Source organism: Amycolatopsis japonica (genome assembly GCF_000732925.1).
Taxonomy (GTDB): Bacteria; Actinomycetota; Actinomycetes; order Mycobacteriales; family Pseudonocardiaceae; genus Amycolatopsis; species Amycolatopsis japonica.
Window position 1 is genome coordinate 809,775 of sequence record NZ_CP008953.1, and the last position, 11,960, is coordinate 821,734.

Here is an 11,960-nt window from a genome sequence, read left to right on the forward strand (position 1 = left end):
TGATATCTAGGTACCTCATGGGTACCTTCGACGAGCGGCGGTTGTTCGAGGAATGGGTGGCCGTGCACGGCCGTGACTGCCCGTCCAGGACGGTCATCGAAGTGCTCGCGAACAAATGGGCGCTCTACGTCCTCGGCGCGATCCGGCGCTACGAACGGCCGATGCGGTTCAGCGAACTTCGCCGGTTGCTCGACGGGATCACGCAGAAGATGCTGACCCAGACGCTCCGCTCGCTGGAGCGGGACGGGCTGATCCGGCGCGACGTCTATCCCACCGTTCCGCCGCGGGTGGAGTACGGGCTCACGCCGCTCGGCGTCGATGTCGGCAGGCTGACGAACGCCGTCGCCGAATGGGCCGTCGAAAACGTCGACCAGATCCTCGCTTCACGCTCCGCTTTCGACGAGAAAGCCGCCGAAGCCGTCCGGCCGCTGTGATGCGGAACACAATCGGGTGAGAACCGTTTCGGTGATCTCGGCGTCTTGCCGGATGTGAAGGGAACGGAACCGGACGAAGAGCAGCTCGTCCGTCGCACCGCCAAAGGCGACCGTGCGGCGTTCGAGGAGCTCTACCGCCGCACGTCGCCGTGGCTGGCCGTGCGCCTGCGTCGTCGCTGCGCCGACGAACAGATCGTCGCCGAGGTGATGCAGGAGACCTACCTCGCGGTCTGGCGCGCGGCCGGCGCGTTCGCCGGTGCGGCCGTCGGCGGAAGCGCCGTCGGCTGGCTGTGGACGATCGCCGCGAGGCGGCTGGTCGACGCCTTCCGCCGCCGGGCGAAGTTCGCGCAGCCGCTGCCGGTCGCGGAAACGGCCGTTTCACCTGCGGCCGAAGACGAGGCGCTGGCCGGTGCGGTCGGTGACCACGTCGGTGACGCGCTGCGACGGCTCGCTCCCGAACTCCGGCAGGTCCTGCAGGCCATGGTGCTCGACGGGCTGACCGTCCGCGAGACCGCGGTCCTGCTCGGCGTGCCGGAAGGAACCGTCAAAACCCGCGCCAGGCGGGCTCGGATCGCGATGCGGGAGGCGCTGTCGTGAACAAGGAACACGTGTCCGAACAGCTCCTCGCCGGTTACGTCCTCGGCGACGACGGCTTGGCCGGTGACGAGGTCTGGGCGGTCGAGGCCCATCTCGAATCGTGCGCGGAATGCCGGGGGCGGTTGTCCGCCCTCAGCCTGCCGTCGGTGTCTGCACTGGTGGACGACGTCTGGGCCGGGTTGGGGCCGAAACTCGCCGAAGCGGGGCCGAGCCCGATGCGGAGGCGGTGGGCCGGGCGGCTGCACACCTGGGTGACGCCGGTGATGCTGCCGTGGCTGGTGATGATCCTCCTGATCCCGGCGATCGGTGTCCTGCTGGACGGGGTCGGGTTCACCGGGAGCAAGGGCTACTCGTTCGTCCAGCTGTTCTCACCGGTCCTGCCGGTGCTCGGGGTGGCGGTGTCGTGGGCGAAGGGGCTCGACCCCGCGTACGAACTCGTCACTTCGACGCCGAGGGCCGGGCTCTACCTGCTGCTCCGCCGGACGACGGCGGTCCTCGCCGTCGTCTTGCCGATCCAGGCCCTTTCGAGCTGGCTCGGTGGCGGCGGATTCGGGCTCGGTCTCCTGCCGAGCCTGGCCTTCACCACCGGGACGCTCGCGCTCGGCGGGCTGATCGGCGTGGTGCGGGCGGCCTATGTCCTCGCCGGGGTCTGGGTGGCGGTGATCTTGGCGCCCGCGGTGGCTTCGCAAGGGCGTGCCACCGCGCTCGAACCCCGGCTGCTCCCGGTGTGGGGCGCGATCTTCGCGGTGACCGCGGTCGTGGTGGTGCTCCGGCGGAGCGTCTTCGGCCTGCTCACCGGATCCGAACGTTGAACGAAGGGGAGAACATGATGCGTGCTGTCGGGGCCGCGGAGGTCGCGCCGACGACCTACGCGTGGCAGATCAAGGCGGAGGGGCTGAAGGTCCGGGTCGGCAAACGGAAGTTCGCCGTGAACGGGCTCGACCTGGATCTCGGCACGGGGGTGCACGGTCTGCTCGGCCCGAACGGGGCCGGGAAGACCACGCTGATCCGGGCACTGGCGACGGTGCTCCGGCCGGCGGAAGGCGGGCTGGCGCTGCTCGGTGAATCCGTCGGGGGGTTCACCGATCAGCGCCGCCTGCGCCGCCGGATCGGCTATCTGCCGCAGAATTTCGGTTTCTACAAGCGATTCACCGTCCGCGAGTTCGTCGAATACATCGCCTGGCTCAAGGAAATGCCCAAAGAGGCCATCCCAGGCGCGGTGCAACGGTCGATCGAACGCGTCGGCCTCGCCGATCGCGCCGACGACCGGATGAAGACGCTGTCCGGCGGAATGGTGCGGCGGGTCGGGATCGCGCAGGCGATCGTCAACGATCCGGACATCCTCCTGCTGGACGAGCCGACCGCCGGACTCGATCCGGCGCAACGAGTGCGCTTCCGTGAGCTCATGCAGGAACTGGGCCGGGACGCCTGCGTCGTCGTCTCGACCCACCTCGTCGAGGACGTCGCGACGGCGTGCACCGACGTCGTCCTGTTCGAAAACGGGAAGCTCGTCTTCCAGGGCACTCCGGACGAACTGGCCGCCGCCGGGAGCGCGGAGCACGTCGGCGACAGCCCGATCGAGCGCGGCTACTCGGCGCTGCTGGGGCACGAGCCGGGGAAGGGGAACTGGTGAACACTCGCGTCTTGCGGACCGAAGCCCGCCGTTCCATCGCCCCTTGGGCCACGCTCGCCATTCTCGTCGTCGCGTTCGGCTTCCTCTATTCGTTCAGCGGGCCGTGGACGAAGCCGCCGCTCGCCTGGGACGAGCACTGGACGCATGCCGCGGAATGGAGCCGGTTCCTGCTGGTGTTCCTGTGGCCGATCGCGATCGGCGCCGGGGTCATCCAAGGTATGCGCGACAGCCGGTCCGGCACGGTCGAACTCATGACCACCATGCCGCGCCCCGGCTGGCAGCGGGCCGCGAAACTCGCCGGTGCGCTGGGCGGCCTCCTGGTGCTGGGCTTCCTGCTGATCTTCGCCGTCGGTGCCGTCCAATCCGCTTTCAACGGCGGGTTCTTCACCTTCGGCTGGTTGCCGATCGTCGTGGTCGGTGTGCTCGCGATGCTCGCGGGAGCCTGGATCGGGCTCGGGGTCGGCCGGTTGCTGCCGCATCCGCTGACCGCGCCCGCGGTCGCCGTCGCCGCTTTCGTGGTCGTGCTCCTGTTCCAGTTCGCCGGGGCGGAGGGCAGCGTGCTGGCCGGAATCGTGCCGTTCCGGATCTCCTTGCTCTCTCCCGCGATGGACGTCGTCAGGGATCCGTTCAACACCACGGCGGGCTCGATGGATCTCGGGCAGGGGGTCTGGCTCGCCGGACTGGCCGCCACCGGATTCCTCCTGCTGGCCGCCCGCTCCAAGCGGGCGAAGTGGCTCGCCGCCGTCCCCGTCTTGGCGGCGGCCGTGATCGCCTTGCCCGTTCTTCCCGGCAGCACGGCCGAAGCCGAGGTCTCCGACCCGGCCGCGACCGAGATGGTCTGCGACGGCCCGGTCTGCGTTCCCCGCATGCTCGAAGCCGAACTGCCACGCCTCGCCGCGCCGGGCAAGGAAGCGTTGCGGCTGCTGGGAACCTTGCCGGACGCGCCGGTCAAGGTCGCGGCGCTGGACCGGCGGCTGGGCTACGACGAGGTGCCGCCGCGTGCCGCCGGCACCGTCTACGTGGACCTGGTGGATTGGTCCATCCGTTCGGTCCTGAATTCGGACGACATGACGCGGACGCTGGTCGCCGGCTCCGGGACGCCGACCTGTTACAGCCTTGGAGGCGTCAACAAGTCCTTTTTGGACGAACTCACCGCGCGGTCGATCTCGTCGAGCTGGTTCCTCGGCGAGTGGAAGGTGACCGGGGCCTCCTGGCTGAGCGACGACACGAAGAACGAGGTCGTGCGGAAGTGGGAGACCTTCCGTGCTCTGCCGCCCGATGTGCAGCGAGAGCGGATCGTCGCGCAGCGGCAGGCCGGCTTGACCTGCCAAGGCAACCAGCTCGACGTTCTCCTCGGCGGCGCCCGATGAGGCGGGCGGTGCTGTACGCGCGCTCGCGCGCCATGCCCGCGTCCTTCGCGGGGCTGGCGGTGAGCATGGCCGTGATCTGGTTCCTCGCGCGGGACCGCTGGTCGGAGATCCCCGTCTCCCTGGCGCTCCTGGTGGCGATCGCGGTGACCGCCATCGGCCTCAGCGGGCAGGACACCGATCTCGACCGGACCGCCGCGATCCGCTGGGCGCCTCGCCGCGTCCTGCATCTCCTGCTGATCGGCGGCCTCGGCGCCGGTGCCGCGCTGCTGCCGCGGCTGTGGGAGGCGGAGCGGGTCCCGGTGGAGGTCATCGTGCGGAACGCGGGCGGGTTGCTCGGTCTCGCGGGGATCGCCGCGGTGTTGTTCGGCGGGGCCTTCGGGTGGACGTTGCCGCTGTTCGGCTTCGCGGTCGCGTTCCTGGTCTGGGCCACCACGTCGAGCACGGAGAGCGCGCAGCTGGTGATCACGTGGCTCTTCCAGCCCGCCGGTGTCGCGGAAGCCACGTGGACCGCCGTGGCGCTCGCCGTGGCGGGCCTGGGGAGCTACGCCGTCTTCGGTAACCGCCGCTGAAATGTCATGAAAGGGCCGTTCCTGGCGTTTTTCGTCAGGAACGGCCCTTTCATGACATCCGACGGGCTCAGACGTTCCGGTTGTGCGGAACGAGATCGAGCGGGTCGTGGTCCGGGTCGTCGACGCCGAGGCTGATGATCCGCGACGGGTGGATCCGGATCACCGCGCCGTCGAAATGCCCGTCGGCCGTGCGGGCGCCGGTGAGCGCCTCGGCCCGGCCGCGGATCTCGAGGCAGCGGATCCGCGGCGGGTCCTGTGAAGGCATGTCGTCCACCACGAACGCGGCCTGCCCGTTCGCGGCCACGTTCCGGAACTTCTTGCTCTTCGCCAGTTCGTAGCCGGTGATGTCGATCGTCTTGGTCTCGGTGTTGTAGGCGTAGCCGACGGGGCTGACCTGCAGCGTGCCGTCCGGCTGCGCCGTCGCGAGCCGTCCGAGACCTTGGGTGGCGAGGTAGTCGAGTTCCGCTTCACTGAACATGAGCCCAGTGTGTGACCTCCACTTAACTGGAGGTCAAGAGAACAGGCCCTCGCCCCAGAAACCGCCTTCGCGCACGCCCGGCGGCACGGCGAAATGAGCGGATCCGGTGTGCTGCAGGTACTCCATCATCGCGTCCTTCGACGACAGCGCCTGCTGCATCGGCACGAACTGCTTGCGCGTGTCCCGGTTGAAGGCGAGGAAGAACAGCCCCGCTTCGAGATGCCCGACACCGTCGGAACCGTCGACGAAGTTGTAGCCACGCCGCAGGATCCGTGCCCCGTTCAGGTTTTCGTGCGAGGCCAGCCGGACGTGGGAATCCTCCGGGATCAGCTTCTCGCCGCCGGCACCGCCGACCTGGAAATCGGGGGTGTCGAATTCGGCGGCCTGGCCCAGCGGCGCGCCCGCGCCCTTCGACCGGCCGACGATCCCTTCCTGGCCCTTCAACGATTCCCGGTCCCAGGTCTCGATGTGCATCCGGATCCGCCTGGCCACCAGGTACGACCCGCCCGCCATCCACGGCTGCCCGTCTTCGGCCGTCGCCCACACCTGGTCGCGCAGGACGTCGGTCTCCTCGGCCTTGATGTTGCGCGTCCCGTCCTTGAACCCGAAGAGGTTCCGCGGCGTGGACTGCGCCCGCGACGTCGACGAGCTGCGACCGAAGCCGAGCTGCGACCAGCGCACCGCGGTGACACCGAAACCGAGCCGCACCAGGTTCCGGATGGCGTGCACCGCCACCTGCGGATCGTCCGCGCAAGCCTGGATGCAGATGTCGCCGCCGCTACGCGTGGGATCGAGTTTGTCCTGAGGGAACAGCGGGAGGTCGATCAACGCGGCGGGCCGTTTCGAGGCGAGCCCGAACCGGTCGTCGAACAGCGACGGGCCGAAACCGATCGTCAGCGTCAGCGAGGACGCCGCCAGATCGAGTGCCTCGCCGGTGTCGCTCGGCGGGGCGGCGGGGGCGCCACCGACGGCGCCTCCCGTCCCGACCTCCTGGCCCGCGGTCATCCGCCGCGCCGCGTCCGTCCACGTGCGCAGCAGCTTGACCAGCTTTTCGCGATCCTTCGTCGTCACGTCCAACGCGACGAAATGCAGGTTCTCCTGCACGGGAGTCACGATCCCGGCCTGGTGCTCGCCGTGGAACTCGACGACGCTCTGCGCCGCCTGCGCCGGGCTGTCCCCGCCGAGGAGCTGGTTCGCGCCGAAGCCCGCCGCGGCCCCGGTTCCGACCAGGGCGGCGCCCGCGCCCGCCATGCCGAACAGCTTCCGGCGGGTGACCGGGGTGTGCTCCGCGCCGGTCATTGCGCCGCGACCTCGGCGACCTTGCTCAGCGGTTCGCTCAGCGCGTCCACCGCCGACGCGAATTCCTTGACCTGGTCCTGGCTCAGCGTGGTGTACAGCTTGAAGCCGTCGCCTTCACGCTGCTTGTCCAGCAGTGCCTGGACGTTGCCGAACTCCTTGTCCAAAGTGGACACCAAGGCCGGGTCCTTCGCCTGCAGCAGCGGACGCAGCGAGGCGATCGCGGCCTTCGAACCGTCGAGGTTGCCCTGGAAGTCCGAGAGGTCGGTGTGCGAGAACGCCTCCTCCTCGCCGGTGATCTTGCCGGTGGCGATCTCGTCGAGCAGTTCCTTGGCGCCGTTGGCCAGGTCGAGCGCGTTCAGTTCGATCGACGCCGACTTGGTCACCAGCTCCTTGACGTCGGCGACGAGCTGATCGGCGATTTGCGGCGAGTCGGCCTGCAGGCCGGTCACCCAGAGATCCTTCTCCAGCCGGTGGAACCCGGTGAACTTCTGGCCCGGTTCGAGGTCGGCCTCGCGCGCGTCGATCTTCGGGTCGAGGTCGCCGAACTTCTCGGCCACCGGCTCGACCCGCTCGAAGTAGACGCGCGTGCGGGCGTACGCGGCCTTCGCCTCGTCGACCTTGCCCGCCTTCACCAGCGCGACGAACTTGGCGGTCTCCTCGTCGAGCGCCTTGGTGTTGTTCGCGACGTACTCCGCGTAGCTCTTGACCGCCTGCGCCTTCTGCGAGTTCGGGTCGTTCTGCTTCGCGCCGCCGCCGGTGACGGTGAAGTCGCCCCGGATGCCGGTGCCGGTCATACCGGGTTTGCACGCGGTCTGGTACTTGCCCGCTTCGGTGACCTCGACGATGAGCCGCCGGTTCAGCCCCGGCGCGATGTTCTCGACCTCGCCCATGATCCGGTCGCCCTCGGCGTAGAGGTAGAACTCGGTGACCTTGGTGCCCTTGTTGGTGATCTCGAAGGTCACGTTGCCCGCGTTCGCGGTGGTCGCCGAGACGGCGCAGGCCGAGTCGGAGGCTTCGACCTTGATCGGGCCGCCGGCCGCGGTGGGCGCTTCCTCGCCGCCACCGCAGGCGGTGAGCACGATGGCGCCGACGCCGGCGAGCGCGACGAGCGGGAATCGACGAGACACGAGGGTCACTCCTTGATCGCGGCCGCGGCGGGTGCCGTGGCCTTCTTCTTGGGCCTGAGGAACAGCGGCAGCACGATCGCCACGTAGGCGACCCACGCGACGGCCTGCAGGACCGTCGTCTGCTGCGAGTAGTTGAAGATCCCCTTGAGCAGCGCGCCGTACCAGCTGTCCTCCGGCAGGACGGCCGACGCGTCGAACGCGAGCGTGGTCAGCCCGGGCAGGAAGGCGGCCTCCTGCAGGTCGTGCAGGCCGTAGCCGAGGACGCCCGCCGCGACGAACACCAGCAGGACACCGGTGATCGTGAAGAACTTGCCGAGGTCGAACCGGACGGCGCCGCGGTAGATCAGGTACGCCAGCACGACCGCGACGAGGATTCCCGCGCTGAAACCGATCAACGGTTCGGTAGTGCCGCCCTGCGCGGTCTGCACGGTGGAATAGAAGAACACCGCCGTCTCCAGGCCTTCGCGGCCGACGGCGAAGAACGACAGGACGAGCACCGCGACCGGGCCGACGTCGAGCGCTTCGTCGAGTTTTCCGCGCAGTTCCGCGGCGATCGTCCTCGACGCCTTGCGCATCCAGAAGATCATCGCCGTCACGAAACCGACCGCGACGATCGACAGCGTGCCGCCGAGCAGCTCCTGCTGTTCGAAGGTCAGCTGGGCGGTGGAGTAGGTGAGGATCGCGCCGACCCCGACCGACAGCGCGACCGCGACGCCGACCCCGAGCCAGACCCAGCGCAGCGCGTGCCGTCGTTCGGTCTTGACCAGGAACGCGACGAGGATGCTGACGACGAGGGCCGCTTCGAGGCCTTCACGCAGGCCGATGAGCGCACTCGCGAACCACACGTCGTTCTCCCTGGTCGTGCCGACTGAACCTCCTGGTTTTAGGTAAGGCTTCCCTGAAAGTCCAGGGGGAGTGACACGGTCCAGAACTGGACGAAACGCTTGAAGAGACCTTGATCGGACGGGGTGTTTTGAAGCATTCCCAGGTCAGCGTGAACTCGGTGCTTCAGATAACGAATCGGCCGCCGAGGACCGGTTACCGATTCGCTTTACCGTCAGTTGGCTTCGTAAGCCGAATGGGTCATCGCCCGGAAGTGTGGCGAAGTAACCTGTCCGGGTGGCCGAAACCGCCCAGAGCACCGACGCCCCGGAGCATCCAGCGCGCCCTCTGCCGCCGTACGTCCCCAGGCTCGCCTTCGCGGGCGGGCTCGTGCTCACGGGCGTGGTGCTGATCATGACGGTCGGGGTGAACCGGCCTGCCGGTGAGGAACCGCCTCCGGCACCTCAGCCTCAGCCCGCGCTCGCCGTTCCCGACCAGAAGCCGCAGCCCGGGGCGGCGACGCCGCGGGCCGGGCTCGCCGCACCGCCCGACCGGCCCACCGTTTCCGACGCGGCCGAATTGGAGACTTGGGCGAAGCGCGTGGCCGCGAAGACCCGGCTCTCCGTCGCCGATCTGTCCGCCTACGGCCGGGCCGAGATGTGGCTGCGGCGGCAGAAGCCGGGCTGTCATCTCTCGTGGGCGACCCTCGCCGGCATCTCCCACGTCGAGACGGCGCAGGGCAGGCCCGGCCCGATCACGCTCGCGCCCGAGATCTGGGCCAAGCACTCCGCCCGGGCCAGGAGCGACGGCAAGCAGCCGGATCCGAAGGACCTCGACGACGCCGCCTTCGCCACCGCCCGCTACCTCTGCGCCGCCGGCGACGACGTCGCCACCCCGGACGGCTGGTGGAAGTCGATGCGGGTGTTCAACCCCGCGGTGCCCTACGTCCAGGAAGTCTTCAGCGCGGCCGACACCTACGCGGACGCCAGCGTCGCGCCCTGATCTTCGAGCACCAGATCGAAGTTGAGCGCCGTCGCCATCCGGTAGGCGTCGCCCGCCGCGACGACGAGCTGCGCCATCGGATCGACGACGTTCCCCGCCGCCCAGACACCGTCGACGTTCGTGCGGCCCTGCGCGTCCACCGCGATCGAGCCGCTTTCGGTACGGGCGCAGCCGACCTGGGCGAGCAGCCGGTCGTGCGGGACGAACTTCGGGCCGACGAACACGACGTCGCGTTCGACGAATTCTCCGTCGACGAGCCGGACGCCGGTCAGCCGGTCGTTTTCGACGGCGAGCTCGGACACCTTCCCGTCGACGAGCCGGACGCCCAGCCCGGTCAACTTCGCCCGGTCTTCGGCCGAGAGCTGCTGGGTATGCGTGAAGAAGGTCAAGTCCTTGCTCCACTGCCAGACGATCAGCGCCTGGTGGACCGACTTCTCGGACGTGGCGAGCACGCCGAACCGCTGATCGCGCACCTCCCAGCCGTGGCAATACGGGCAGTGCAGCACGTCGGCGCCGAAGCGCTCCGCGACGCCGGGGACGTCCGGCAGTTCGTCGGCCAGCCCGGTGGTCACCACGATCCGCCGTCCGCCGACGACCCGTCCGCTCGCCAGTTCCACCGCCTTGTCGTGGCGCAGCCGGTGGACGACGTCGTCGATGATCTCGACGTCGTACGCGCGGACTTCCTCACGGCCTATCTCCAGTAGTTCTTTGGGCGGGATGCCGTCCCTGGTCAGGAAACCGTGTGCGTGCGCGGCGGGCGCGTTGCGCGGGGTGCCGCCGTCGATCACGGCCACCTTGCGCCGCGCCCTGCCCAGCACCAAAGCCGCGCTGAGGCCCGCGACGCCACCACCGATGATCACCACGTCGAATTCTTCGCTCATGGTCCCGAGCATCCGGATCTCTGCGAAAGTTGGCAAAGTTCATTGCCGATTTGGCAAACTGAAGGCATGGAGGACATCGAACGGCGGCTCGCCGAGGTCGGCCCGAAGCTCAAGGCCCTTCGCAAGGAACGCGGCACCACCCTCTCCGCGCTGTCGGAGGCGACGGGGATCTCCGCCAGCACGCTCTCGCGGCTCGAATCGGGCACGCGGAAGGCCACACTGGAGTTGCTGCTCACGCTGTCGGCGGCGCATCAGGTCCCGCTCGACGAACTGGTCGGCGAACCCGAACCCGCCGATCCGAGGGTCCGGATGAAGGCGCAGAAGTTCGGCCGGTTCACCGCGTGGGCGCTGACCGCGCAGCCTGGGCAGCCGCAGGCGTTCAAACTGCTGATCCCGGTCGAGGACATCGAGCCGGTGCAGCGCACCCACGAGGGCTACGAATGGATGTACGTCCTCAGTGGACGGTTGCGGGCGCTGCTCGGCGATCGCGATTTCACGATGGGCCCCGGCGAGGCCGCGGAGTTCGACACGCGGGTGCCGCACTGGTTCGGCAGCGCCGGTCCGGGGCCGGTGGAGCTGCTGGTGCTGTTCGGCAAGCAGGGCGAACGGGCGCATCTGCGGGCCAGGTCGAAATGAGAGCAAAGGTCCCTTGCTCCCCGGCGGCTCAGTCGCGCAACGCGATCCGCGCGCTGACCTCGCTGATCGCCTCCAGATACTCCGGGATCGGATGCATCGCCGACGCTATCCGCATCTGCGCGAGCGCCTCGGTCAACCGGCCGAGGCGCTGGAGGGTCCGTCCGAGTACGAACCGCGCGTAATGATCGGTGGGATCCAGCTCCAGCACCCGGGTGAAGGCACGCTCGGCCCGCCGCAACTGTGCGGAGTGGAAGTACGCGCGGCCCGCCAGCAACTGAACACTCGGTTTGTCGGTTTCGTGTTCCAGCAAGGGCTCGAGTGCCTTGAGCGCGTCGAGCGGCCTGCGGCTTTCGACCAGCGCCTCCGCCTGACGGAAGGCGCGGAACCGTGACTCACCGGACGGGTCCGGGCCGGGTTCTGGGGCGGGTTCGGCATCCATCATGGTCCGCTCCACGATACGCCTGGGCAGGGCCGATCTCGACTGCTGAAACGGTCATGGTGGACTGTCCTGCCATGAGCAGTACCGAAGCGGATAGGCCCGAAAACGAGCCCGGATACCTCGGGCTCGCGCCGTACCTCTACTACGCCGACGCCACCGAGGCGGTCGCGTGGCTGGTCAGAGTGTTCGGGTTCACCGAGGAAGTGCGCTTCGCCGACGGCTCCGGAGAGGTGTTCCAGGCCACGTTGTGCGCCGGTCCGGCCAAGATCCAGCTGGCCGGTGTCGGCCCCGAGTACTGGCAGGCCAAGGGCGTCGACGGCCCGGTCGGGCAGCTGAACATCGTCTACGTCGCCGACGCCGACGCGCAGTACGAGCGGGTTCGCGCCGCGCTGGGCGACGACGCCGACATCGACGCGCCCCAGGACCAGCCGTACGGCGCCCGCGTGTTCACCGTCTCCGACATCGGCGGCAACAGCTGGACCTTCTGGCAGCAGTTCTCCGACACGGTCGAGCTTCCGTCGGGCTGGAAGGAAGTCCGGGCGGACGAACCGGCCATGGAGTAGGTACTGCGGAGCGACGCTCCTCCGTTGAGGGTGGCGGTGGGGAGGAAGGTTGGAAAGCCCGGTCGGCGGCTGATGTGGCGCGTGCCTCCAACGGGTGAACTGCGGTGACG

The 11,960-nt window shown here is 69.0% G+C and carries 15 protein-coding genes; 9 read left to right on the top strand and 6 right to left on the bottom strand.

Annotated features, from left to right (window positions below):
• The first annotated feature begins 17 nt into the window (after positions 1-17).
• From AJAP_RS04075 to AJAP_RS04100, 6 genes are read left to right on the top strand one after another with little or no spacing between them, the layout of a single operon-like run.
• A complete protein-coding gene (locus tag AJAP_RS04075; protein ID WP_037340693.1) occupies positions 18-434 on the top strand; it encodes a winged helix-turn-helix transcriptional regulator in 417 nt (138 codons plus the stop codon).
• Between the two features lie 54 nt (positions 435-488).
• Positions 489-1,031 (top strand): RNA polymerase sigma factor, encoded by a 543-nt coding sequence (locus AJAP_RS04080; protein ID WP_038508262.1) that lies wholly within the window; start codon positions 489-491, stop codon positions 1,029-1,031.
• Complete coding sequence (locus AJAP_RS04085) at positions 1,028-1,843, top strand: anti-sigma factor family protein (protein ID WP_038508264.1); 816 nt, start codon at positions 1,028-1,030, stop codon at positions 1,841-1,843. Before AJAP_RS04080 ends, AJAP_RS04085 begins: the two co-directional genes overlap by 4 nt.
• Before the next feature lie 17 nt (positions 1,844-1,860).
• Positions 1,861-2,664 (top strand): ABC transporter ATP-binding protein, encoded by an 804-nt coding sequence (locus AJAP_RS04090; RefSeq protein ID WP_038522363.1) that lies wholly within the window; start codon positions 1,861-1,863, stop codon positions 2,662-2,664.
• Positions 2,661-4,034: a hypothetical protein gene (locus tag AJAP_RS04095; protein ID WP_038508265.1), complete on the top strand. Its 1,374-nt coding sequence runs from the start codon at positions 2,661-2,663 to the stop codon at positions 4,032-4,034. The genes AJAP_RS04090 and AJAP_RS04095 overlap by 4 nt, the downstream gene beginning before the upstream one ends.
• Before the next feature lie 8 nt (positions 4,035-4,042).
• Positions 4,043-4,603, top strand: a complete 561-nt coding sequence (locus tag AJAP_RS04100) for a hypothetical protein (RefSeq protein ID WP_038508267.1) — start codon at positions 4,043-4,045, stop codon at positions 4,601-4,603.
• A gap of 67 nt (positions 4,604-4,670) precedes the next feature.
• Here the strand turns inward: AJAP_RS04100 and AJAP_RS04105 are convergent, their stop codons facing one another.
• The 4 genes from AJAP_RS04105 to efeU are packed head-to-tail and all read right to left on the bottom strand — an operon-like array spanning position 4,671 to position 8,352.
• Positions 4,671-5,081 carry a PPOX class F420-dependent oxidoreductase gene (locus AJAP_RS04105; protein ID WP_038508268.1) on the bottom strand — a complete coding sequence of 137 codons (411 nt, stop codon included), beginning with the start codon at positions 5,079-5,081 and terminating at the stop codon, positions 4,671-4,673.
• A 33-nt stretch (positions 5,082-5,114) separates the two neighbouring features.
• Positions 5,115-6,380 carry an iron uptake transporter deferrochelatase/peroxidase subunit gene (efeB, locus tag AJAP_RS04110; RefSeq protein ID WP_038508271.1) on the bottom strand — a complete coding sequence of 422 codons (1,266 nt, stop codon included), beginning with the start codon at positions 6,378-6,380 and terminating at the stop codon, positions 5,115-5,117.
• Positions 6,377-7,507, bottom strand: coding sequence for an iron uptake system protein EfeO (efeO, locus tag AJAP_RS04115; RefSeq protein ID WP_038508273.1), 1,131 nt, complete (start codon positions 7,505-7,507; stop codon positions 6,377-6,379). The genes efeB and efeO overlap by 4 nt, the downstream gene beginning before the upstream one ends.
• Positions 7,508-7,512: 5 nt before the next feature.
• On the bottom strand, positions 7,513-8,352 hold the full coding sequence (gene efeU, locus AJAP_RS04120; protein WP_037340711.1) for an iron uptake transporter permease EfeU: 840 nt from the start codon (positions 8,350-8,352) through the stop codon (positions 7,513-7,515).
• A gap of 274 nt (positions 8,353-8,626) precedes the next feature.
• On the opposite strand from efeU, the gene AJAP_RS04125 reads away from it, so the two are divergent.
• Entirely contained in the window at positions 8,627-9,331 is a 705-nt protein-coding gene (locus AJAP_RS04125; RefSeq protein WP_038508274.1) for a lysozyme family protein, read from the top strand.
• Here AJAP_RS04125 and AJAP_RS04130 read toward each other — a convergent pair.
• The gene (locus tag AJAP_RS04130) at positions 9,304-10,224 is read right to left on the bottom strand and encodes an NAD(P)/FAD-dependent oxidoreductase (RefSeq protein ID WP_038508276.1); all 921 of its coding nucleotides are present in this window, start codon (positions 10,222-10,224) and stop codon (positions 9,304-9,306) included. The genes AJAP_RS04125 and AJAP_RS04130 overlap by 28 nt on opposite strands.
• Positions 10,225-10,278: 54 nt before the next feature.
• Between AJAP_RS04130 and AJAP_RS04135 the strand changes: the two genes are divergently transcribed.
• Positions 10,279-10,848 (top strand): helix-turn-helix domain-containing protein, encoded by a 570-nt coding sequence (locus tag AJAP_RS04135; RefSeq protein ID WP_007028810.1) that lies wholly within the window; start codon positions 10,279-10,281, stop codon positions 10,846-10,848.
• A 28-nt stretch (positions 10,849-10,876) separates the two neighbouring features.
• Here the strand turns inward: AJAP_RS04135 and AJAP_RS04140 are convergent, their stop codons facing one another.
• Entirely contained in the window at positions 10,877-11,290 is a 414-nt protein-coding gene (locus tag AJAP_RS04140) for a tetratricopeptide repeat protein (RefSeq protein WP_016337278.1), read from the bottom strand.
• A 71-nt stretch (positions 11,291-11,361) separates the two neighbouring features.
• On the opposite strand from AJAP_RS04140, the gene AJAP_RS04145 reads away from it, so the two are divergent.
• Positions 11,362-11,850: a VOC family protein gene (locus AJAP_RS04145; RefSeq protein ID WP_038508279.1), complete on the top strand. Its 489-nt coding sequence runs from the start codon at positions 11,362-11,364 to the stop codon at positions 11,848-11,850.
• Positions 11,851-11,960: the final 110 nt, after the last annotated feature.